We start from the raw sequence: 22760 nt of genomic DNA, 5'->3' as shown, positions 1-22760 counted from the left end.
TTGTCTCGGTTTGTTCGAATTTCGTCGCCGAGGGCCCTTCTCTTCAGGCCGTCGGACGCAGGTTGAAGCGGATGAAGTCGAGGGCACGCTCGCGCAGCGTCTCGACCTGATCGTCGGAGAGCTCGACGTCGGGCTCGCCGACCTCGAGGTACTCGCGCAGGCGCGTGCCGAAGTGCTGGCTGACCAGCGCGGTCAGCAGCATCACGTAGGTGTTGTTGATCTGCCAGGCGACCTGCGGCACGTCGATCGACGTGTCGACCAGGCCCGCCTCGATGCCCGCCCGCAGGGTGTCCTTCAGACGATCGGCGGTGGGCTTCTCCACCTCCACCGAGAGCCGCCGGGCGAAGTGCTCGAGCCCGGAGGAGGCGACGTGGAGGTAGAGGGAGACGTACTCGGGGTGCTCGCGGGCGAAGCGCACCCCGGCGGCGAAGACGTGCTCCACCAGCTCGAAGATGTTCGCCTCGGCGGGAGCGCTCTCCCAGACCGCCTCCCGGGAGCGGGAGAGCCCGTCCCGGCAGACGAAGACGTAGAGCTCTTCCTTGTTCTCGAAGTAGTTGTAGAGGGAGCCCTTGGCGATGCGGCAGCGGCGGGCCAGCTCGGCCATGTCGGTCTGGCTGTAGCCGCGCTCGGCGAAGAGGATGGCCGCCTCGCGGAGGATCCTCTCCTTCTTCTCGGAGGCGATGTTTTCCAGGGTGTCTCGAGGCATGGTGGCTCTCCGGAATGACTGGACAGTCAGTCAGTTTCGCCGTAGTTATCGAATCCATGACTGACCGTCCAGTCATTTCTTCACCGGGCGGTCGAGATCCGGGAATGACGCGCCGGGACGCCACGAAACCCGGCAGAAGACGCTAATATGCGGCCCCTAGGCTGCGGGGGCGGGAGCATGCGTATGAAGGACCTGATCAAGCGGGGAGCCATTCTGCTCCTTCCGATGCTGATGGCGGCCGGTGGCTGCAGCAAGGCCACCGAGCCCCCACCCTTCGTCCGGATCGTGGTCCTGAAGGGCTCGGACTACGAGCGGGGCTTCCAGCACGGTCAGCTCTTCTCCTCCGAGATCCGGTCCTTCTACACCCGGATGCTCACCAACTCCCTGATGCCGGCCATCAGCCGGGAGCGCCCCGACATCGCCGAGGTGCTCTGGACCTACCAGGACGAGCGCTACGCCGGCTCCCGCTTCGCCGAGGAGGTGATGCTCGAGAGCGCCTACAACCTCGAGCTGGAGATGTCCCCTGCGCACCTCGACGAGATCCAGGGTCTCGCCGACGGCGCCGGCCTCCCCTACGACCAGATGCTCCTGCTCAACACCTTCATCGACTCGGTGCTGGGGGTGCGATCGATCCAGAAGTTCGTGAACCTCGCCCAGGCCCCCCGGGTCACGGTCCTGGAGATCCGGAGCGCCTCGACGGACGACCTCGAGGGCGACGGGGTCGACAACGACGAGGACGGCCAGACCGACGAGGTCGACGAGGGGATCCTGGATCCCTACGACCCGCTCTTCCACGCCCCCTTCGTCGAGGTCCCCACCGACGCCGTCTTCCGCTGGGTCCTCTGGGATCCCGACGGCGTGAACCCCGAGAGCATCCGGCTGATGGTCGAGGACGCGACCTACCTCGCCGGCGATCCCGCCCTCTCGATCCGGGTCTTCGGCGCCGAGAACGACAGCCTGGAGCTGATCTTCACGCCCCCCGCTCCCCTCCCCGCCGCCGCGGTGGTCACCCTGCGGGTCGAGGCCACCGACACCACCCTGGTCACCGCTCCGCCGCCGACCAAGAGCCGGGTGATGCGCGAGCAGGCCGTGGTCGTCGGGACCACCGGGCTGGGCAAGTCGACCTACGAGATCCCCAACCGCAGCATCCTGGACGACCGCTTCCCCCCCTACTCCCAGGGCTTCGGCGTGCGAGACGGCGCGACCCCCGACGGGGAGATCCGCGTCGGCCACCACTTCGTCCTCTTCGACGGCAACGTCGCCCACAAGCACAACGTGGTCTTCGTCCACGTGCCCGACGACGGCAGCATCCCCCACGTCACCCTGGGCTGGACGGGCATCACCTGGGGTGTCGCCGGCATGAACGCCGAGGGCCTGGTCTGGACGGTGAACAGCGCGGACACCCTCGACAACCCGATGGTCAAGGACATCTACGAGAAGACCATCGCCGGGCAGCTGATCTCGACCGGGATCCCCGTCGGCTACCAGGGCCGGGAGCTCCTCGCCACCCACTCCACCGTGGCCCCCGCCGAGGCCTTCATCCGCCAGTCGGGCCAGACGGTGGGCTGGACCCACATGCTGGCCGACAGCGCCCACGCCATGCGGGTCGTCGAGCGGGACGGGAACATGTTCTCCGAGGCCGACGGCGGCGCCCTCGGCTACGACACCGAGACCCGCGACGCCAACGGCCGCCGGATCGGCAGCGCCACGGGCGACGACCTCTACATGAGCGCCCACTACCTGCTCAACATGGAGGACCTGCGAACCTCGATCCTGGGCTTCGACCTGATGCCCCAGCGCTACTGGAGCGGCATCTGGCACTCCTCGGTCCGCAGCCAGTCCTTCCTCTCCGAGCTGCTCGTGCGCGACCACGGCAGCTTCGACGCCGAGCAGATCATCGAGACCCTCCGGCACCCGGAGGTGGTCAACACCCGCGACAGCATGACCGCCGCGGTCTTCGAGCCCGAGAGCCAGTCCTTCCACGTCGGCCTCGGCGTCGTCCCGGCCACCGGCGCGGACTTCATCCCGCTGAATCTGACGGACCTCATCGCGCGGGACGCCGGGGAGGTGACGCCGTGAAGCGCCTCCTCCCGGCCCTGAGCCTCGTCGCCCTCCTCGCCGCGCCGGGCCTCGCCCGGGCCGGCTACACCGAGACCCTGCCCTCGAGCACCTTCATCCTCGACAGCAGCTTCGTCTGGTCGAAGGTGAAGACCCACTGGAACGACGAGGGCGAGCCCGGCCCCCTCCTCGAGGAGGTGGTGCGCTACGAGCCCGGCGGCGGCTGGCAGGGCACCCTCATCCCCAACGCCACGGCCGAGTACGACGTGCTGGTCAGCCTGTTGATGTACGGGGTCACCGACCGCATCTCGGTGATGGCGGGAATCCCCCTGGTGCTCCAGACCTCGATCGACCCCGACCTCGGCTGGGAGGTCGGCGTCCACAGCGTGCAGATCGGGCGGCCCTACAGCGAGGAGGACTTCTGGGCCTGGGCCGGCAGCATGGATCAGCCCAAGCCCGGCCCCTGGACGGGCAACAAGGGGGCGCTCTCGGACATCGTCCTCGGCGCGCGGTGGCGCTTCGACGAGCTGATCCCGCCCTTCCAGGACCTGAAGCTGCGCTCGGCCGTGCAGATCTTCGGCGCCCTGCCCACGGGCGTGGCGCCGGATCCCGAGGAGCTGGTCGCGGCCGGCACCATGAGCTGGAACCTCAACACCCAGGGTGAGCTGGGCTTCCACCTCGCCTTCGAGCGGGAGCTGGGCGACCGGGTGCTCGTGGGCGTGGACTTCTTCCACGAGATCTTCTTCCCCCATCGCTTCTACTCCTCCACCGGCGCGGTGCACCCGCTGCTGCTGAACACCCGCCCCTACGTGGGCGAGACCTACGTCATCGACGGCGGCGACTTCACCGGCGTCGACGTGGGCGTGGAGGTCATCGCCATCCAGGGCCCGATCCTCGACACCTGGCTGACCAAGAAGCTCAAGGGCGCCGGCAACATCCCGCCGCTGGTCACGCTCACCGCCCGCTACAACTTCACCTACGTGGGACAGACCGACTACACGTCCAACAGCGAGCTCTGGGACTGGGAGCAGGAGAAGTTCTGGAAGCCCGGCTACAAGAACATCCTCCTGGGTCAGGTCATGGTGAGCCTGCTGCGGGTGGGCGTGCCGCTGCGCCTCTACGCCAAGGTGCGCGACATCAGCCTGCTGCCCGGCAAGAACGTCCGGGGCCCCCTCGCGGTCACCGGCGGGCTGCAGCTACCCCTGCGCTTCTGGTGAGTCCCCGCGCTTGCGCAGCTTGTTCTTGCGCAGGCGCATGTTGACCAGCTCGACCAACAGGGCGTAGCCCATGGCGAAGTAGACGTAGCCCTTGTCGATGTGGCGGTCGAAGGCCTCGGCCGTGAGCAGCACGCCGATGAGGAGCAGGAACGAGAGCGCCAGGATCTTGATGGCCGGGTTCGCGTTGACGAAGTCACCGATCCTCTGAGCGAAGACCATCATGATCGCGATGGCGATGATCACCGCGGTGACCATGATCGCGATCTCGTCGACCATCCCGACGGCGGTGATCACCGAGTCGAGGGAGAAGACGATGTCGAGCAGCATGATCTGCACGACGATGGACCAGAGGTTGCCGTGCCCCCCGGTGCCCTGCGTCTCGTCGTCGAGGCCCTCCATCTTCTCGAAGATCTCGTGGGCGCTCTTGCCGATGAGGAAGAGCCCGCCGAGGAGCAGGATCACGTCCCGGCCCGAGAACTCGGAGCCCCAGAACTCGAAGAGGGTGGCCTGCAGCCCCATCACCCAGGAGATGGCCAGCAGCAGGAGGACCCGGGTGAAGAGCGCGCCGCCGAGGCCCAGGCGGTAGGCCAGTGCCCGATCTTCCTTCCTCACGCGCTCGGTGAGGATCGCGATGAAGACGATGTTGTCGATCCCCAGGACGATCTCGAGCGCCGTCAGGGAGAGCAGGGCCAGCCAGGCGTCGGGCGAGGAGAGGAGCTGCACCATCCCCTACCCTCCGGTGGTCTGGAGGAGCTCGAGGGTGTGCACCGGCAGCCCGGGCGCGTGGCGGTGGACCTCCTCGAGGAAGCCCCCGAGGTTCACGTTGAAGGAGAAGCCCATCGGCCCCTCGAGGGGCAGGAAGAAGTTGTCGAAGTGGTGGGGCAGGATCGCCGAGGGGCGGGTGGCCCGCAGGATCCGGGGCAGGAAGTCGGGGGTGTGGCCGCGACCGGCGATGCCCAGCAGGAGGGTGTCCACCCGGTCGAAGCGGATCTCGTCCTCGAGGAGGTTGGCGCTGCCGAGGTGGTAGAGGCTGTGGCCGGCGACCTCCAGGTGGATGCCCCAGACCTGCCCGCAGCAGAAGGTGCCGTTGGAGAGCGCGTCGAGGTGGTCGCAGGTGATCTCGCCCTCGGAGGTGACCTTCAGGCCCAGCGCCAGCTTGCTGTGGACCGAGGGCACGAAGGTCACCTTGAAGGGGCCGATCTCGAAGGGCTGGTTGCCCTCGACCTCCCGCGCCCGCGCGCCCTCGCCCCAGAGCCCCATCAGGGTGGCGACCGAGCGGCCGCCGTAGACCGGGCAGTCCAGGTGCCGCGCCGCCACCGGCACGTCCATCGCGTGATCGTAGTGGGTGTGCCCGACCAGGATCGCATCGGCCCGCTCCCCGAGGTGCTGCGCCACCGCCTCGCCGCGGGGCCGCAGGTTCTGGTTGAGCGCGACCGGCCGCAGGGGCGGCCGGGTGACGAAGGGATCGATCAGCAGGCGCGTACCCTCGTGGGCGATGGCAAAGCCGGCGGTGCCCAGCCACTGCAGGGAGAGGCCCGGGGGCAGCGCGAGGGGGTGGCGGCTGACGTTCCGGTCGGCCGCCGCGCTGGCGTCGTTCTCCTGCCGGGCGCCGGGCCGCAGCAGGTAGCGTAAGAGCGACTCCACGGGCAGCGCCCACCCCTCCCCGCCCGCTCGTGATCGCAGCTGCATGAAGGTACTCTAGTCCAAGGACCCCTCGCCAGCACCCCGGAAGCCAGGTCCCGGGAGGCCCGGTGAGCGGCCCTGGATCACCGGCCGGCTCAGGTGCCGGCCACGTAGACGAAGGTCAGGTAGTAGACGAAGACCCCGGAGCCGACCGATCCCACGAGCAAGAGGAAGGCGGGGTAGCCCCGGGTCCGATGCGTCGCGCGAAGGCCGGGATCGACGGGCGCATCCGGATTCAGGCGCCGACCGCTCCCCACGGCCAGGCCGGCGACGATCAGCGCGAGGATGGCGCAGAGGACGTGGAGCGCCACGACCGTGAAGTAGGTGCTCTCGGGCATCTGGATTCGATCCCGGAGGAAGGCCAGCCCCCCCTGGTAGAGCATGCTCGCCTCGTAGATCACGACGTAGCCCACCACCACCGAGACCACCGACCACATCAGGAACCGGTGCAGCCGCCGCCTTCCTCCGCGGCCGGCCCAGACCCCGGCGAGCAACGCCGGCACGATGACGACGAGGGCGATCATCAGCAGATCCGAGAGCAGATCCCCCCGGAATCCCAGGAATCCTCGAGAGAGCAGATCCTTCACTTGCTGGCTCCATGCCCCCCCGGACGGGTCGCCCGTAGATTAGCATGGACCTCCGTGGTTGTCAGGGTGACCTGACATTCCCACGCGCCATGGTCGGCGAATGGGGCGATTGGGGGCGGATCCACCGCCGGGAGAGAGGACGGCAGGGCGCCTGAATCTTCCTGGCGCCGGTTCGATTCTTCCGGCTAGGGTGAGTACCGCGTCGGCCAAGGGCGGTTGGAGGGCGGACGCACTTCAACTCGCGCGACACCGGTCCGTGAGAATCGGACCGCTCCCGAAAGGAATCCACATGGCCCGCGCCATCCTCGCCGTCCTCTGCCTCTCGTTCTTCGCCCTCTCCCTCGGGGCCTGCAAGACCACCGGCCTCTCCCTCAACGAGGTGAAGAGCGCCACCACCCGGCCGGGCGGCGTCGAGCGCCTGGCCGAGAAGAAGGCCAAGAGCTCGGCCTGCAACGAGAGCTGCCAGGCGACCTACGACGAGTGCTACGGGGGATGCAGTGAGAGCGCCGAGACCTCGGATGGTGATCACGCCTGCGGCACCGCCTGCGACGAGGCCCGCAGCACCTGCCTCAACAGCTGCCGCAGCGCGGTGAACTGAGGATCACCGCCTCGCAGGCGCCCCCCCGACGGCCATCCCCTCCAGCGAGGTGACGATGCCCTCGACGGTGGGGAGGGTCGCCCGCTCGAGGCCCGGGGCGTAGGCGATGGGCAGGTCCTTCGCGGCCAGGCGCAGGGGCGGGGCGCGCAGGAGGTCGAAGGCGCGCTCGCTGACCCGGGCGACGATCTCGGCGCCGAAGCCGTGGGTCTTGGGCGCCTCCTCCAGGGTGGCGATGCGGCCGGTCTTGCGGACGCTCTCGAGGATGGTCTTCAGATCCAGCGGGACCAGGGTCCGCGGATCGATCACCTCGAGCTCGATCCCCCGCCGCGCCAGCTCCTTGGCCGCCTCGAGGGCCTGGTTGAGGGCGCCGCCGATGGCGACGAGGGTCAGATCGCTCCCCGCCCGCTTGATCGCCGCCTTACCGATCGGGATCAGGTACTCCTCCTCGGGCACCGGCCCCACCGCGGCGTAGGCCAGCTTGTTCTCGAAGAAGATCACCGGGTTGTTGGAGCGGATGGCCGTCTTGAGCAGGCCCTTGGAGTCCGCCGGCGTGCTGGGCGCCATCACGATCAGGCCGGGGACGCCGCAGAGCAGCGCCTCCAGGGACTGGGAGTGCTGGGCCGCCATGCCCAGGCCCGCGCCGCCGGGCGTCCGCACGACGAGGGGCATCTGGTACTGCCCCCCGGACATCAGCCGCAGCTTCGCGGCGTTGTTCACGATGGGATCGAGGCAGGTGGTGAGGAAGTCCGAGAAGAGGATCTCGGCCACGGGCCGGCTGCCGGTCATGGCAGCGCCCACCGCCGAGCCGACGATGGCGTACTCGCTGATCGGCGTGTCGACGATCCGCTCGCTGCCGAACTCGCCCGCGAGCCCGGCGGTCACGGCGAAGTAGCCGCCCCCCCGGACGTCCTCTCCCAGGAGGTAGACGGTGGGGTCGCGGCGCAGCTCCTCGGCCAGGGCCTCGCGGATGGCCTCGGCGCAGGAGATCTCCCGCACCGGCGCCAGCCTCGGCGGGCTCGAGCCGGGCAGGTAGCGCGGCTGGACCTCGCCGGCGAGGAAGAGCTCGGCCGGCTCGGGGGCGAAGACGTCCTGGTCGAGGGTCTCGAGGGAGGGCGCCTCGCTCTCCCGCGCGAAGAGCAGGGCCGCCTCGACGGCCTCCTTCGCCTCCCGCTCCAGGGCCTCGAAGCCCGCCGCGTCGAGCACCCCCTCCTCGAGGAGCGCGTCGCGCAGGGCGGCGATGGGGCAGCGGGCCTTCCAGGAGGCGATCTCCTCGGCGCTCCGGTAGGGCACCTTCTCGCCCTCCATGTGGCCGTGCCAGCGGTAGGTGTCACAGACCAGGAGGGTCGGTCCCCCACCCTGCCGCGCCCGGGCCACCGCCTCGCCCATGGCCCGGTGAACGGCGCGCACGTCGTTGCCGTCCACCGTGGCGCCGGCCATCCCGTAGGCGCGCGCGCGGTCCTGCAGGCGCTCGACCCGGGTGTGGGCGTGGAGGGGCGTGAACTCCCCGTAGAGGTTGTTCTCGCAGACGAAGATCACCGGCAGCTCGAAGACGGCGGCGAAGTTGAGGGCCTCGTGGAACATGCCCTGGTTGGTGGCGCCGTCGCCGAAGAAGGCGACCGCCACCCGGTCGTCGCCCTCCCGCTTGATGGTGTGGGCGGCCCCGGCGGCCAGGAGCGGGCTCGCGCCGACGATGCCGTTGGCGCCGATGGCGCCCACCCGGGCGTCGGTGACATGCATCGAGCCGCCCTTGCCCCGGCACAGCCCGGTGGCCTTGCCGAGGATCTCCGCCATCATCCCGTCGACCGGGGCGCCCTTGGCCAGCAGGTGCCCGTGGCCGCGGTGGGTGGTGGCGAGGTAGTCGTCCGCCCGGAGGGCGAAGCAGGCGCCGACGGCCGTGGCCTCCTGCCCGATGGAGAGGTGGATGGCCTCGGTGGGCACCTCTCCCTCGGCGTAGAGCGTCGAGAGGGCCTCCTCGAAGCTGCGGACGAGGAGCATCCGGGAGAGCATCTCGCGGTGGAGGGCGGCGGGCTCCGTGGGCAGGTTCAGCTCCCTAAGGAGCGGCGCCTCGGGGGCGGGGGTGTGGGGGCCGATGATCGGGATGGGCGCGCCGCCCAGCCCGCTGGTGTCGAGGAGGCGGGTGCTCTCCCTCCGGAAGAGGCCCCGGAGACGGTCGCCGAGGGTGGGTCCGGCGCCCGGCCGCCGCGAGGCCCGGGGCTGCGGCAGCAAGTCGGAGAGCCCGAGCTCCTGCAGGACCTGCCGGTAGATCGGGAAGGCCGGCTTCACCGCCGGGAGCAGGGACAGCGCCTTGGCGATCTCGCCGCGGCTGACGATCTTCCGGCCGGCGATGGCCAGGGGGACGTTCAGCTCACCGAGCCAGAACTGGTGCGCCACGTCGCCGCTCTGGATCATCTCCAGGTCGCAGGCGAGCTCGCTCTCGCCGAAGCTCCAGACCAGCCGCTCGCCCCGCAGGTCGCACGTGACCAGACCGTCGGGGTCGCGGTAGCGGAAGCGCAACACGAAGGAAGCGTTCAGGAGCGGCTCGACGATCTCCCGGCGATCGCTCATCCGCCGGAAGAGCGCGTCGAAGACCTCGTAGAGCTGCTCGGTGTTCTGGAAGACTGGCATGACCCTCTCCTTCCCCCTAGGGGTTCCCCATCTGCTCGACGTAGCCCTCGCCCTCGAGCGCTCCGGTGTGGCCGAGGGTCTCGAGCAGCGCTCCCTCGGCCTGGTAGTCCTGGGCGGCGAGGAAGCCGTCGCCCAGCAGCGGCCGGGCCTCCTCCGCGAGCGCCCCGTGCAGGATCAGCTCCCGCCCCGCCTCGTCGCGCAGGCGGGTCCGCCAGCGGCGGGGCAGGCGCCGCGGGGCGCCCCGGTAGTTCGGCAGCGTCTCCCACTCGAGCACCTCGAAGCTGCGCAGCTTCAGCCGGTGCCCCGGGCCCTCGAGCCGGCGGTGCAGCGCCGTCCGCCGCAGGTGCACGCCACCGGGCCCGTCGCAGACCAGCACCACCAGGTAGGCGTCGCCGGGCAGGCGCAGGACCTCGTAGCGGAAGAGCTGCAGGCCGCGGCCGAGGACCCCCAGGTTGCGCCCCCAGCCGTGATCGTGGAGCAGCGGCGTCTCGAGGGCGCCCTCCTCCCGGCCCCAGCGCCAGCGCAGGCGCGCCGACGCGAAGGAGGTGTAGTGCGAGTAGAGCCCGGGGTTGCGCGCCCACCAGCACAGACCCTCGCGTGAGCGCAGCTCCAGCTCGAGGGTCAGGGCCTCGTGGGGCAGGCAGAGCTCGGCGCGGTAGTCGGGCCAGGTCCCCTCGAAGGAGAGGAGCGGGGGCAGCTCGACGCCGCCCGGCGAGCGGCGCGCGGGGTACGCCGCGCGGGGGTGGTAGGCCTTGTGGGCCGCGTGGAGCCCCCGGCCCTCCAGGCAGACCTGCAGGTCGAAGGCCTGCCCGGCCGGGACGGCGCCGAGGTGCTCCGGGCGGTCGAAGGGCAGCCCGGTGAGACCCACGGCGAAGTTCAGGTTCAGGTAGCGCAGCGGCGCCTCGGGTCCGAAGACCGCGATCAGGGTGCGCAGATCCCAGCGGCCGGGCTCCACCCTCACCGGGGAGAGGTCCTCGGCCGGGCTCGGGGCGCGGCTCGGGGTGCGCTCCCAGGCGTCGACCCGGGAGAGCACCCCGCTGACCACGGGGTTCAGCCGATCGATGAGCGGCATGACCAACATCGCGTCCCCCAGGGCCTGGCTAGAAGGCCAGGCCTCCCTCGGAGAGTAGCAGCTCCGGGCGCTCCCAGATGTGGGAGCAATCCACCATGGTGGGCGAGTTGCACGAGGAGCAGCCCTCCGCGTCCCGGCGCAGCTCCAGGAAGCGCTGGCGCGCCATGATCTCCTTCAGCGGAGTCTCCCGGATATTGCCGATGGGGCGCTCGAGGGCCAGGCAGTCCTCGACGTTGCCGCGGGCGTCGAGGCTCATCGCCACCTTGGGGAGGTGGCAGTGGTAGCCGGGCCGGCCGCGGGCCATGTAGTCGAAGTAGAGGCCGGTGTTCACGATCGGCGCGCCGGCCCGCTTCTTCTCCAGCAGGTGCGCCGCCACCGCCTGCACCTCCGGCAGGGAGAGCCCCATGTCGGTGGAGGTGAAGGCCGAGCCGTCGCCGGCGTTGCGGGCCTCGGTGATGAAGTCGAAGGAGATCTTCACGCCGAGCTCCTCGGCCAGGCCGATCAGTCCGTCGATCTCCGGCTCGATGCCCTTCTGCACGCAGGTGTTCAGGTGCAGGGGCACGTGGGGGTAGCGCTCGCGCATGGCCTTCACCCCCCGCACCAGGCGGTCGAAGAGGCCGGGCAGCCCGCGGATCTCGTCGTGGCGGGAAGGAACGGCCGAGTCGACGCTGACGATCATCATGTCGATGAAGGGCGCGACCTCGTCCATCCGCTGCTCGAGGAACCAGCCGGTGTTGAAGAGGAGGATGGCCATCTGCGCCTCCTCCTTCATGAAGCGGACGAGCTCACCGAGGTCCTGGCGCACGAAGGGCGCCCCGCCGGAGAGGGCCGCCGCCACGAAGCCGGCGTCCCGCGCCTGGGCGTAGAAGGACTTGAGGTCCTCGAGGGGGACGTCCGGCGTGTCGTTGTTCTTCCACAGACAGCTGCGGCACTTGCAGTTGCAGCGGGCGGTGACGAAGTGGGCGACGACGAAGGGCACGCCGTCCTGTCGCTCCCGGGCCTCCATCACCCGTCCGAGCAGCCGGCCGATCGCCTCCTGGGTCGAGGGCGAGAGTTCGTTCATCATGACGCTTCTCCTTCTTTCCTGGGCCGCTCCAGCTCCCTCACGATCAGATCGACCATCAGCTGGAGGTGGGCCTTTCGAGCCGCCAGCGCCTCCTCTCCCAGGGGATCGAAGCCCAGGAGCGGGGCGAGGACGGGGGCATAGGTGAAGGTGCTGATCACCATCCCGTAGAAGGAGAGCAGCACCTGGGCGGGTCCCACGTCGTCCGGGAAGGCGTGGGGGTAGGTGGCGCGCAGGAGGGCCACCCCGCTCTGGAGCAGGGGGGTCATCCGGGAGGCGATCCGCTCGACGTGGCGGCCTCCCGCGGCCTCGCGCTGGACGATGTGGGAGAAGCCCTGGTTCTCCCGGAGGAAGTCGACGTAGGCGTCGATCAGAGCCACGAAGCGGTCCCGGACGCTCCCCTCGGCGCCGAGGGCCGTCCCCAGGACGCCCCCGAGGCGCTCGTAGTAGCGGTCCAGGACGGCCCCGAAGAGCTCGTCCTTGTTGCGGAAATGGTAGTGGATCAGGGCCTTGTTGACGCCGGAGCGCTCCGCGATCAGGCGGGTGCTGGCGGCCTCGAAGCCCAGCTCGCAGAAGAGGGCGTCAGCGGCCTCGAGGATCTTCTCCTGGGTGTCTTCGGCCATTGATCTTCTCCCTCCCTCGTGTTTTAACTGGGCGCCCAATCAATTCTCACCTTCCGACGAGACCGTCAAGCCCTTTTCGAAACGGGGGACCCCAAAAATGCTGATCCTCACCTTCCTCTTCCTGGTGGGCATGGCCCTCTGGAGCCTGCTCGAGTACCTGATCCACCGCTTCCTCGGTCACCGGAAGCGGGCCACCAACCCCTTCGCGAAGGAGCACCGGGCGCACCACGCGAAGATCGACTACTTCGCCCCGATGGCCCGCAAGGTCCTCCTCGCGATCCCGGTGCTGCTCCTGGTGGCCGGCGCCGGCGCCCTCGCCATCGGCCTTCGCCTGGCCAGCGTCGTCACCGCCGGGCTGGCCACGGGCTGGCTGCTCTACGAGCGGCTGCACCTCCGCCTGCACCAGAAGGGCCCGACCGGGGCCTACACCCACTGGGCGATCCGGCATCACTTCGACCACCACTTCATGAACCCCAGCACCAACCACGGCGTGAGCTCGCCGGTCTGGGACGTGGTCTTCGGCACCTACCAGGCGCCGCGGCGGGTCAAGGTCCCGAAGCGCGCCGCGCAGCAGATGCCCTGGCTGCCGGCGGTGGTCGACGTCGAGCCCGGTGAGCCCGCGCCCGCCGAGGTCGAGGCCGAGGCCGCCGCCACCCGCTGAAGCCTCGCGCGGGAGGTGTCCGGCGCGCGACGCGGCCTATGCTAACCTCTCGCGCGCGATGGCTTCGAAGCTCGAAGAGCGAGTGCTGACCCACCGGGGGCGTCAGCACTTCAGGAAGACCTACTCCCGGGTGGAGGTCCGCTACTCCCTGGCGGTCTTCCTCGCCCTCGGCGCGATCACGGCCTGGGTGGCCTGGAGGGGCGCGCACCCCGACCCGACCCTCTTCGAGGCGCCGGTGGATCCCGGCCTGCCGGCCGCCGCCGGGCTCGTCGACCGGGGCCCCCTGCCCGAGGGCCTGGCGCCCGAGGGCTTCGCCGAGCAGGGCCTGGGCTCCTTCGACGCCGAGAACCTCTACGTGAAGATCAACGGCCGGGAGGGCTACTTCAAGGCCTTCGGCTTCCAGCACCTCTGGGCCGCCACCCTGGTGGCCAGCGATGCCCCCGAGCGGACCATCGAGCTCGAGCTCTACGATCTCGGCCGGGCCGAGAACGCCGCCGGCGCCCTCTCCGGTGAGCTGCCCGAGGGCGCCGAGCCCCGGCGGGTGGGCGGAGACCTCGCCCACCTCGAGCGCAACGCCCTGCTCCTCACCCGCGGGAAGCACTTCCTCCGGGCCATCGGCTCGGACGAGGGCGCCGAGGTGAAGGCTGCCCTCGCCGCCCTGGAGGCCACCTTCTCCGGGGCCCTCGAGGGCGCCGAGCGGCCCTGGTCCCAGGCCCTCTTCGAGGCCTTCGGGGCCGGCGCCGGTGACCTCGCCTACTACCCCGAGAGCGCCTTCTCCTTCGGCTTCGCCCGCGAGGTCCACGCCGCCCGCCTGGCCGACGGCTCCACCGAGCTCTTCGTGCACCGCGCCGGCGACGAGGCGGCCGCTGCCACCCTCGCCCGCCAGTTCCACGAGGGCTTCCTCCAGTACGGGGAGGCCGTCGAGGGGAGCGACCACTGGGTGAAGGACCGCTACCTGGGTGAGGTCTCGGGCGCGGTCGCCGAGGGGCGCTGGGTGATCGGCGTCCGCACCGCGCCGGACCTCGAGACGGCCGAGGCGCAGCTCGGCAAGCTGCGGGAAGAGGTCGGCCGCCTGGCGCCGCTGCCCGCCGCGGCCGCCCCGGTCGCGCCGGAGGCACCCGCTGCGGCAGAGGAGGGCTACGAGTGAGCGACGAGAAGCCGAAGCTCGATCGGAGGGCCTTCCTGCGGCAGGTCGGCGCCGCCTCGGCCCTCGCCGCTGGCGCGGGCTGGGCCTCCCTCGCCCCACCCCACTGGCCCGGCTCCCTGCGCGACCCGGACGGAGAGCGCGGAAAGCCCGAGGAGCCCATCTTCCACCTGCCCGAGGGCGGCTTCGCGGTGGAGCCCTCGAGCGTCCACGCCGAGCTGGGGGTGGCCCGGGGCAGCCGGGTCGACGCCCTGGTGCGCGGCGCCATCGACGCCATCGGGGGCATGCCCCGCTTCGTGAAGCCCGGCGACGTCGTCCTCATCAAGCCCAACGTGGCCTTCGGCCGCGCCGCTCCCCTGGGGGCGACCACCAACCCCGAGGTCCTCGCCGCCCTGATCCACCTCTGCCAGGAGGCCGGGGCCGAGGAGGTGCGGGTGGCGGACAACCCCATCGAGTCCCCCGAGGACTGCTTCGTCCGCACGGGGATCCGCCGGGCGGCGAGCGAGGCCGGCGCGCGGGTCTACCTCCCCACGACGGCGGACTTCGAGCTCCTGAACGTCCCCGGGGCCACCTGGATCGAGCGCTGGCCCTTCTTCTGGCGCCCCTTTCGCGGCGTCACCAAGGTCATCGGCACCGCGCCGGTGAAGGACCACAACCTCTGCCGGGCCTCGATGACGACCAAGAACTGGTACGGGCTGCTCGGCGGCCGCCGCAACCAGTTCCACCAGGACATCCACGGCATCATCTCGGATCTGGCGCTGATGCTCCGCCCCACCTTCGTGCTCCTCGACGGGACCCGGGTGCTCTTCCGCAGCGGCCCCACCGGCGGCTCGCTGGCCGACGTGCGCGAGGGCAAGACCGTGGTGGCCTCGACCGACTCGCTGGCCGCGGACGCCTTCGGCTGGGACGACCTGCTGGAGCGCAAGGGCGAGGACCTCCCCGCCTACTTCGCCCAGGCTGAAGCCCGCGGGCTCGGCCGGCCCGGGTGGAGGACCCTGCGCCTGAAGGAGGTCCAGGTCGGATGAGCCCTGGCGGAAAGAAAGACGACGGGCTCCTGCGCCCGGCCTTCCTCGCGCGGACGCTGCGCGCCAACGCGGACGGCAGCTCCTGGACCGCGCGCGTCTTCCGGATCACCACCGCCCGGGTGATCGCGCAGGCCTTCTTCTTCGCCCTCTTCACCTTCCTGCTCTGGGTGACCTGGTTCTCCCGCCTGGAGGGCTACCCGGTCTCGCTCTTCCTGGAGCTCGATCCCCTGGTGGGCTTCGCCACCGCGCTCTCCACCGGCACGGTCTACCGGTGGCTCTGGCGCGGGATGTGGATCCTGGTGCCGACCCTCCTGCTCGGCCGGGCCTTCTGCAACTGGATGTGTCCCTACGGCACCCTCCACCAGTTCTTCGGCTGGGTCTTCAACGTCCGCTCCAACAAGAGCGCCATCGACTCGAGCCGCTACCGCCCGGCCTATCAGCTCAAGTACGTCGGCCTCGCGATCTTCCTGGTGCTCGCGGCCTTCGGCTCGCTGCAGATCGGCCTGCTCGATCCCATCTGCCTGCTCACCCGCACCTTCGCGGTGGCCCTGACGCCGGCCTCGGACCTCGCCGCCTCCAGCCTCACCACGGCCTTCGAGCTCGATCAGAACACCCTCTCCTTCCTCTCCAGCGCCCCCGGCGCTCCGGAGCAGCGCATCTTCCACGGCGCCTTCTTCGTCGGCCTGATGATCCTCGGCCTGGTCGGGATGAACCTCGTCATCCCCCGCTTCTTCTGCCGGGTGATGTGCCCCCTCGGCGCCTTCCTCGGCGTGCTCTCCCGCTTCGCCCTCTTCCGGATCGACCGGGACCTCACGAAGTGCACCGACTGCGACCTCTGCCTCTCGGCCTGCGAGGGCGCGGCCGATCCCCAGGCCGCCCTGCGCAAGAGCGAGTGCTTCGTCTGCTTCAACTGCATCGACGACTGTCCCGAGGACGCCCTGGCCTTCCGCTTCACGCCGATCAGCGTGAAGGAGAGGATCGTCGGCAACCTCAAGGCGGGTACCGCCACCCTCTTCGGGAACAAGGTGATCTCGAAGCTCGGCGAGACGGTGCGGGCCGCCCCCGACCTTCGCCGCCGCCGCTGGATCTTCTCCGGGCTGGCCGGGGTGCTGGCCTACCCCTTCCTGCGCCTGACCGGCGCGGTGAACGACCGGGGCTTCCACGAGAAGGCCATCCGGCCCCCCGGGAGCGTGGAGGAGAGCGAGTTCCTCGAGCGCTGCATCAAGTGCGATCAGTGCCTCAACGTCTGCCCGACCAACGTCCTGCAGCCCGCCACCCTCGCGCAGGCTGGCTTCGAGGGGCTCTGGACCCCGGTGATGGACTTCTCGATCGGCTTCTGCCAGCTGAACTGCACCCTCTGCAGCGAGGTCTGCCCCACCGGCGCCATCCAGAAGATCTCGACCCCGCGCAAGCTGGGCACCGGCGAGTTCGCCGGGGAGGGGCCGGTGATCCTCGGCACCGCCTTCTTCGACCGGGGCCGCTGCCTGCCCTGGGGGATGGAGACGCCCTGCGTGGTCTGCGAGGAGGTCTGCCCGACCTCGCCCAAGGCCATCGGAACCTACGAGGAAGAGCACGTCCGCTGGGACGGCAAGACCGTCGTCCTGAAGCGACCCTACGTCCGCCCCGAGCTCTGCATCGGCTGCGGAATCTGCGAGCACGAATGCCCCGTGATCGACGACGCCGCGGTCTATGTTACGGCCATCGGCGAGAGCCGCTCGAAGGCGCGATCCCTGCTACTCGGAAGTGAGACCGGAGAGAAGAATGGCTAAGAAGAAGGAAGGCCTGAGCCGTCGTGACCTGCTGACCCTCGGGGGCGCCGCGGGCGCCGCCCTGCTGCTGCCCCGGGAGGCGCGGGCGGTGGAGGCCGCGACCGCCACCCCACCGAAGAAGCCGGCGAAGAAGGACGCGGCCCTGCCGCAGGTGCCCCGGCGGATCCTGGGCAAGACCGGCGAGTCGATCCCGATCCTGCTCTTCGGCGGAGGCGTGCCGCTCGATCCGCGCTTCGATCCGAAGCTCGCCGAGGCCCTGCGCTTCGGCGTGAACTACGTCGACGCCGCCGACTGCTACTCCGGCGGCAGCTGCGAGCCGGCGGTGGCGAGCTTCCACGAGCGCGCCAAGGCCCGCGACCGGCTCTGGATCACCTCCAAGAGCGACGCCCACGACCCCGAGGGCTTCGAGGAGACCCTCGAGAAGAGCCTCTCCCGCCTGAAGACCGATCACGTCGATCTCTACTTCCTCCACGCGCTGCAGGAGGGGAGCTACCTCTCCCCCGAGTTCGAGAAGACCGTGGCGCGGCTGAAGAAGGCCGGCAAGCTGAAGTACTTCGGCTTCTCCTGCCACCACGGCAACGTCGCCGAGCTGATGCAGCAGGCCGCCAAGCTGCCGTGGATCGACGCGATCATGTTCCGCTACAACTTCCGGATGTACGGCGACGAGAAGCTCAACGCCGCCATCGACGCCTGCCACGCGGCGAAGATCGGCCTCATCGCCATGAAGACCCAGGGCTCGGAGGTCTCCTTCCAGGAGGCCTGGAAGAAGTTCGAGAAGACGGGGAAGTGGAACAAGCACCAGGCCGTGCTCAAGGCGGTCTGGGCCGACTCCCGGATCACCGCCGCGGTCTCGGCGATGGACACCTTCGAGAAGCTCAAGGAGAACATCGCCGCCGCCCTCGACGACTCGGAGCTGGGCCTGCGCGAGGTGGAGGCCCTCCGGAAGTACGCCGACGCCACCCGGGGCGACGCCTGCGACGGCTGCGACCACCTCTGCAACCCGGCGGTGGACGGCGAGGTCCAGATCGGGACCACCCTGCGCTACCTGATGTACCACGACGCCTACGGCGAGGCGGAGAAGGCCCAGCGCCTCTTCCGCGAGCTCCCCGAGGGCGCCCGCCGCCTCGCCGGGATCGACTTCGAGCCGGCGAAGCGGGTGTGTCCGCACGGCGTGGACGTGGTGGCCCTGATGGAGCGGGCCCGGCAGATCTTCGTGGCCTGAGGGCTCAGGTCCCGGACGGGGCGAGGGCCTCGGCCGGCACCGCGCGGAACTCGCCGAGGCCGAAGCGCTCGGCGTAGGCCCGGTAGATCGCACCGCTGCACTGCCCGGCCAGGGCGCAGGCCTCGCGCTCGGGGCAGGCGACCGAGGGCACGCCGGCCCGCAGGCGCGTGCCCCGCGCGGCGAGGGCCTGGCTGTCCACCTCGGCCCTGCCGGTCAGGCGCGAGCGCTCCCCGCCCAGCCGGGTGAAGACCGGGAGCCCGGTGGCCTGCTCGTGGCGCCAGAGGATGCAGGGGTGCACCTCGGAGAGGGAGAGCTCCGAGCCCGGGACGAGGAGGGCCTCGACCGCCTCCTCGTAGCGCAGGGCGACCGCCTCGTAGCGCGAGCCCGGCTCGGCCCGGTCCGGGAAGGGGAGCTGCAGCTGCAGCTCGAGCCCCAGCGCAGCGGCGTGGCGCGCGAGGTCGGGGATGGCCGCGAGGTTCTGGGCGAGGACGACGCAGACCAGCTTGATCCGGGAGGGCTCGAAGACCTCCCGGGCGATGGCGAGCGCCTCCAAGAGGCGCTGGTGGCTGCCGGGGGTCCGGGTGAGGGCGTCGTGGAGCTCCGCCTCGGCGGCCAGGATGGGGATGGAGAGCTCGTACCGTCCCGGGAGGGCGTCGGCCAGCGCCTCGGCGAAGGCTCGGTCGGCCAGGGGGAGGCCGGCGGTGGAGATGTGGAGCTCCTCGTAGCCGAGGCGCACCGCCTCCCGCACCAGGCCGAGGGCGTGGGGGTGCGCCAGGGGCTCGGTGCCGGTCAGGTTGAGCAGGCGCGCCCCCTGCTCCCGCCCCTGGTGCAGCTCCGAGTGGAGCTCCGCCAGGGTGCGGGCGGCGAGCGCGGGCTCGGGCTCGATCCCGCAGAAGGTGCAGCGCAGCCCGCAGGGGCTGGGCAGGGAGAGGGTGTAGACGGCCACCGCGACCTCGGGGGGCGCGGGCGGCACCTCGGGGAAGATCCAGCGCCGCTGCCCGGCGTCGGCGCGCTCCAGCGCCCGGACGACCAGCCGCAGGACCCCTCCCGCGCCCGCGCCCTCGGCGCCCGGGTCCGCGCCCCGCTGCCTCGGGCGGCGGTAGTTCACGTTGAAGTGCGGGGTGCGGGCGTAGGCCTCCCGCCCCTCGTCGCGTGGGGAGACCCAGAGCTCCAGCGCCCCACCCCGCCGGGAGACGAGGCGCAGGCTGATGGTGTCGTCGCGCACGAAGAGCGCGTCGACCAGCTTCCAACCACCGGTGAGGAGGCGGCCGCGCCGGAGCGTCGGGGCGAGGGCCGCGAGCAGCGCCTCGACCTCGAACTCGACCTCCCGCACGGCTCCGCGCTCCTTCCGGGGCTAGCGGTACTCGGCCAGGAAGGTCTGGCGGCAGGTGCTCTCCAGGCACCCCGGCAGCCCGTCCTCCTGGGTCCAGACCAGCAGGGCGTTGCCGTCGTCGTCGGTGGCGAGGCCCGGCTCGTTCGCCGGCTGACCGGCGAGGCTCAGGTGATCCGCGAGGGTCGCCGGGTGGTGCCAGGCACCCCGCCGGAACTCGGAGACGTAGATCTGGGAGCAGGGGCCGCCACCGCAGTCGCTGCTCTCGTCCTCCTGGGCCCAGGCCACCAGCCGGTTCTCGTGGTCGTCCACGGCCAACGCCAGGTCCACCTCCCGGCCGTCGGTGCCGACCAGGGCGCTGCCGGGCAGCGAGAAGCGCTCGGGGGCGGACCAGGCGCTGCCATCCCAGAGCCGGCCGTGGAGCTCCGCCACGCTGCCGTCCGTCTGGCGCCAGACCAGCAGGCCGTGCCCCTGGTGGTCCATCACGACCCGCGGCGAGGAGCCCGTCAGGCCCGTCGGCCCCAGGCTCTCGGAGAGGCTCATCGGGTGGCTCCAGACCGTGCCGTCGAAGTGGCTGACGTAGATCTGCATCCGATTCCCGTCCGACTGCTGCCAGACGACCAGCGCCTGGCCTCCCGGGCTCACCGCCAGGTCGGTCGCCATGACGTGCTGACCGTCGGGGGCGATGCCCCCGGTCCGGTCGGTCGGGACGGTCCAGCCGCCGCTGTCGCGGGTGGCCAGGTAGAGCTGGAAGCAGGGGTAGTTGCCGACGCAGCTGTTGCCCGCCTCCTCGTCCAGCCAGCTGGCCAGGCGGTTGCCCGCCCCGTCGGCCGCGATCCGCGGCTCGCGGGCTCGGCCGCTGGGCGGGCTCATCGCGTCGGTGGCCATCACCAGGGGATCGACCCAGACGCCGGAGGTGCGCTCGGAGCGGAAGATGCGGCTGCAGGAGAAGGTCCCGCAGACCTCCCCGTCGGAGCTCGCCCAGAGGATCGTGGCGTCGCCGGCGTCGTCCAGGACGAGCCGCGGGGTGTCCACGTTGAGGCCCGCGAGGCTGATCCGATCGCCGAGGCTCGCCGGGTGGGTCCAGCCGCCGCTGCCGCGCTCGCTGCGGTAGATCTGCCGGCAGCTGGCGCCGCCGCAGGCGGTGCTGCCGTCGTCCTGCAGCCAGGCCAGCAGGGCCTGACCGTCGTCGCCCAGGGCCACCTGCACCGGGCTCGAGCCGATGAGCCCCAGGCCACCGGTCGGGGCGATGCTCTCGGCGAGGGTCTGGGGGTGGGTCCAGGTGCCGCCGGTGCGCTCACTCAGGAGCAGCCGGAGGGTGCCGCCCTCGCTCTGCTGCCAGGCGACGAGCGCGTCCCCGCCGGCGTTCATCACCACCCGGGCGCCCCGGACGGTGGTGGAGGGCGGGCTGATGCTGTCCTCGAGGGAGGCCGGCGGGTACCAGCGCTTGTCCTCACAGGTGACCTCCACCGTGGTGACGTCCTCGGTGCCCATGACGCCCTCGGCGCCGCTCACCGCGCAGTTCTGCAGGAGGGGATCGGAGAGGAGGGTGACGGCGAAGGCCGTGCCCTCGTCGAGGCGGGTGGAGAAGGCGAAGGGGCCGTCGGCCTCGATCCGCAGATCGTCCGCGCCCTGGTTCTGGAGCACCAGCGCCCCCACCAGGCCCATGACCGTCCCGCCGAGCGCGTAGGGGCCGGTGCTCCCGCCGTCCGTGCCGCCGTCGGCGCCCCCATCGGCGCCGGCGTCACCGCCACCCCCCCCGCCGGAACCCGAGCAGGCCGCGAGGGTGGTCATGAGGATCAGGGCCAGGAGGGCCCGGAAGGTCTGGGTCCGATCGATTCTGAGCGTCATGGATTGCTCCCCCTTCTGTCGTGACGGCCCTCGGTAGCATCCCCCGGGGGGCCTGTCGTCTTTTGTGGCCGCCCTCCCCCACCCGCAGGGCGAGGGGTCCGGCCGGCCGGTTCGTGGTTCAGGCCTCGGTCCGGAAGACCTCGATCTGATCCTGGAGGCGCCCGGCGAGCTCGACCAGGCTGCGCATCGCCTCGGCGATCTGCTGACTGCCGCTGGCCACGGAGAGGGCCGAGCCGGACACCTGCGTCATCTCCTGCTCCACCTCGCCCATGCCGAGCTGGAGCGCGCCCACCAGGCTGCCGATGAGGCGGGCCGAGTCCGCGGTCCCGTCCGCCAGCCGGATGCCGTCGGCGGAGAGCGCCGAGGAGATGCCCGCGAAGTCGCGCACCTCCTTGGCCAGCTGCTGCATCTGGAGCACCGCGTAGAGGATCGACTCCGAGAGGCGCTGCATCTCGGTCGCGACCAGCACGAAGCCGGCGCCGTGCTCCTGAGCCCGCACCCCCTCGAGGGAGGCGTTGAGGGCGAGCATCTCGCTCTTCTCGGCGATGTCCCGCACGGTCTCGAGCAGCTCGCCCATCTTGAAGACGATGCGCTCGAGATCGCTCGACTGCGCCGCCGACTTCTTGTTGTTCTCCAGGGAGGTGTCGGCGTTGGCGACCACCTCCAGCGAGGCCTCGTGGATCCGCTCACCGGACTCGACCAGCGCCTCGGTGGCGTTGAGGGTCCGGTCGGCCGCCCGGGTCTGCTCGTTGGCGCCCTCCTGCTGCCGCTCGGTGGTCGCGAGGCTCTCGCCGGCCACCGAGCCGACCTCGGCCACGGTCTGGGAGAGCGCGCCCACCAGCCCCCGCAGGTTGTCGACCATGCGGTTGAGGTCCTCGGCCAGGAGGACGATCTCGCTGCGGCTGCCCGAGATCGGAACCGTCCGGGAGAGGTCGCCCTTGGCCACGGCCCGGGCGATCTGCGCCATGAGGCGGAGCATCCGCGCCATGCGGTCCCCGAGGTAGCCGGCCACCGCCAGCACCAGGCCGACGCCGACGACCAGGACGACCAGCAGGCTCCGCCAGGCCCGGCCGGCGGCCTCGGTCACGGCCGCGGTGGAGACCGTGGTCCGCACCGTGCCCAGCTCACCCGGGATCTCCGCGTCCGCGTGGAGCATCTCGTCCTCGGCGGCCTCGAGGCCCGTGTCCAGGCGGACGAACTCGCCGCCCTCGGCCAGGAACACCTCGATGCTGACCAGGCCGCGAACGGAGGGGGCCAGCTCCCGCAGGGAGCGCATCGCGGCCTCCTCCTCCTCCATCGCCACGTAGACGACGACCGCGCTGCCGACCAGGCTGCCGACCGCGGTGATCTTCTCCCGCTCGGCGTCGATGAGGACGCTCTCGGTGTAGACGCCCGCGACCACCGTGGAGAGGGCGAGCGCGACGGTCGCAAGTGCGCCGCTCATCGCTCCTAGCTGGAAGGAGAGTCGCTGGTACCAGACCAGCTCCAGACCTCTGTCTGGGCTCCGAGCTTGTTCCGTCACCGTC

General features: G+C 71.0%; 19 protein-coding genes. 8 read left to right on the top strand and 11 right to left on the bottom strand.

Going from position 1 to position 22760, the window contains the following annotated elements:
* Nucleotides 1–43 precede the first annotated feature (43 nt).
* Entirely contained in the window at nucleotides 44–706 is a 663-nt protein-coding gene (locus P1V51_03815) for a TetR/AcrR family transcriptional regulator (protein MDF1562142.1), read from the bottom strand.
* Between the two features lie 177 nt (nucleotides 707–883).
* Between P1V51_03815 and P1V51_03810 the strand changes: the two genes are divergently transcribed.
* Both P1V51_03810 and P1V51_03805 read left to right on the top strand, forming a co-directional pair.
* The gene (locus P1V51_03810; GenBank protein ID MDF1562141.1) at nucleotides 884–2785 is read left to right on the top strand and encodes a carcinine hydrolase/isopenicillin-N N-acyltransferase family protein; all 1902 of its coding nucleotides are present in this window, start codon (nucleotides 884–886) and stop codon (nucleotides 2783–2785) included.
* Nucleotides 2782–3981, top strand: a complete 1200-nt coding sequence (locus P1V51_03805; protein ID MDF1562140.1) for a hypothetical protein — start codon at nucleotides 2782–2784, stop codon at nucleotides 3979–3981. Before P1V51_03810 ends, P1V51_03805 begins: the two co-directional genes overlap by 4 nt.
* On the opposite strand, the gene P1V51_03800 is transcribed toward P1V51_03805, so the two are convergent.
* The 3 genes from P1V51_03800 to P1V51_03790 form a co-directional block, all read right to left on the bottom strand.
* The gene (locus P1V51_03800) at nucleotides 3961–4707 is read right to left on the bottom strand and encodes a TerC family protein (GenBank protein ID MDF1562139.1); all 747 of its coding nucleotides are present in this window, start codon (nucleotides 4705–4707) and stop codon (nucleotides 3961–3963) included. The two genes, P1V51_03805 and P1V51_03800, sit on opposite strands and share 21 nt — an antisense overlap.
* Before the next feature lie 3 nt (nucleotides 4708–4710).
* Nucleotides 4711–5670 (bottom strand): MBL fold metallo-hydrolase, encoded by a 960-nt coding sequence (locus P1V51_03795; protein MDF1562138.1) that lies wholly within the window; start codon nucleotides 5668–5670, stop codon nucleotides 4711–4713.
* Nucleotides 5671–5759: 89 nt separating this feature from the next.
* Nucleotides 5760–6188: a DUF420 domain-containing protein gene (locus P1V51_03790; protein MDF1562137.1), complete on the bottom strand. Its 429-nt coding sequence runs from the start codon at nucleotides 6186–6188 to the stop codon at nucleotides 5760–5762.
* A gap of 352 nt (nucleotides 6189–6540) precedes the next feature.
* Between P1V51_03790 and P1V51_03785 the strand changes: the two genes are divergently transcribed.
* Nucleotides 6541–6849, top strand: a complete 309-nt coding sequence (locus tag P1V51_03785) for a hypothetical protein (GenBank protein ID MDF1562136.1) — start codon at nucleotides 6541–6543, stop codon at nucleotides 6847–6849.
* A gap of 3 nt (nucleotides 6850–6852) precedes the next feature.
* Here P1V51_03785 and P1V51_03780 read toward each other — a convergent pair whose 3' ends face one another.
* From P1V51_03780 to P1V51_03765, 4 genes are read right to left on the bottom strand one after another with little or no spacing between them, the layout of a single operon-like run.
* On the bottom strand, nucleotides 6853–9474 hold the full coding sequence (locus P1V51_03780) for a dehydrogenase E1 component subunit alpha/beta (protein MDF1562135.1): 2622 nt from the start codon (nucleotides 9472–9474) through the stop codon (nucleotides 6853–6855).
* Nucleotides 9475–9490: 16 nt separating this feature from the next.
* A complete protein-coding gene (locus P1V51_03775; GenBank protein MDF1562134.1) occupies nucleotides 9491–10546 on the bottom strand; it encodes a hypothetical protein in 1056 nt (351 codons plus the stop codon).
* A 28-nt stretch (nucleotides 10547–10574) separates the two neighbouring features.
* Nucleotides 10575–11612 carry a radical SAM protein gene (locus tag P1V51_03770; protein MDF1562133.1) on the bottom strand — a complete coding sequence of 346 codons (1038 nt, stop codon included), beginning with the start codon at nucleotides 11610–11612 and terminating at the stop codon, nucleotides 10575–10577.
* Nucleotides 11609–12232 (bottom strand): TetR/AcrR family transcriptional regulator, encoded by a 624-nt coding sequence (locus P1V51_03765; GenBank protein MDF1562132.1) that lies wholly within the window; start codon nucleotides 12230–12232, stop codon nucleotides 11609–11611. The genes P1V51_03770 and P1V51_03765 overlap by 4 nt, the downstream gene beginning before the upstream one ends.
* A 97-nt stretch (nucleotides 12233–12329) precedes the next feature.
* Here P1V51_03765 and P1V51_03760 point away from each other — a divergent pair, with 97 nt between their 5' ends.
* From P1V51_03760 to P1V51_03740, 5 genes are read left to right on the top strand one after another with little or no spacing between them, the layout of a single operon-like run.
* Nucleotides 12330–12893, top strand: coding sequence for a sterol desaturase family protein (locus tag P1V51_03760; GenBank protein MDF1562131.1), 564 nt, complete (start codon nucleotides 12330–12332; stop codon nucleotides 12891–12893).
* A gap of 58 nt (nucleotides 12894–12951) precedes the next feature.
* Nucleotides 12952–14040 carry a hypothetical protein gene (locus tag P1V51_03755; GenBank protein ID MDF1562130.1) on the top strand — a complete coding sequence of 363 codons (1089 nt, stop codon included), beginning with the start codon at nucleotides 12952–12954 and terminating at the stop codon, nucleotides 14038–14040.
* Nucleotides 14037–15062: a DUF362 domain-containing protein gene (locus P1V51_03750; GenBank protein MDF1562129.1), complete on the top strand. Its 1026-nt coding sequence runs from the start codon at nucleotides 14037–14039 to the stop codon at nucleotides 15060–15062. The genes P1V51_03755 and P1V51_03750 overlap by 4 nt, the downstream gene beginning before the upstream one ends.
* Nucleotides 15059–16831: a 4Fe-4S dicluster domain-containing protein gene (locus P1V51_03745; GenBank protein MDF1562128.1), complete on the top strand. Its 1773-nt coding sequence runs from the start codon at nucleotides 15059–15061 to the stop codon at nucleotides 16829–16831. Before P1V51_03750 ends, P1V51_03745 begins: the two co-directional genes overlap by 4 nt.
* A complete protein-coding gene (locus P1V51_03740) occupies nucleotides 16824–18053 on the top strand; it encodes an aldo/keto reductase (GenBank protein ID MDF1562127.1) in 1230 nt (409 codons plus the stop codon). Before P1V51_03745 ends, P1V51_03740 begins: the two co-directional genes overlap by 8 nt.
* Before the next feature lie 4 nt (nucleotides 18054–18057).
* Here the strand turns inward: P1V51_03740 and P1V51_03735 are convergent, their stop codons facing one another.
* The 3 genes from P1V51_03735 to P1V51_03725 all read right to left on the bottom strand — a co-directional run bounded on the left by P1V51_03735 (nucleotide 18058) and on the right by P1V51_03725 (nucleotide 22678).
* A complete protein-coding gene (locus P1V51_03735; protein ID MDF1562126.1) occupies nucleotides 18058–19386 on the bottom strand; it encodes a radical SAM protein in 1329 nt (442 codons plus the stop codon).
* A 21-nt stretch (nucleotides 19387–19407) separates the two neighbouring features.
* A complete protein-coding gene (locus P1V51_03730) occupies nucleotides 19408–21234 on the bottom strand; it encodes a hypothetical protein (protein MDF1562125.1) in 1827 nt (608 codons plus the stop codon).
* A gap of 118 nt (nucleotides 21235–21352) precedes the next feature.
* Nucleotides 21353–22678 (bottom strand): methyl-accepting chemotaxis protein, encoded by a 1326-nt coding sequence (locus tag P1V51_03725; protein MDF1562124.1) that lies wholly within the window; start codon nucleotides 22676–22678, stop codon nucleotides 21353–21355.
* Between the last annotated feature and the right edge of the window lie 82 nt (nucleotides 22679–22760).

This window comes from Deltaproteobacteria bacterium (assembly GCA_029210625.1).
GTDB lineage: Bacteria > Myxococcota > Myxococcia > SLRQ01 > SLRQ01 > JARGFU01.
The sequence above is the reverse complement of the archived record's forward strand: the minus strand, read 5'-3'. Positions and strand labels throughout refer to the sequence as shown.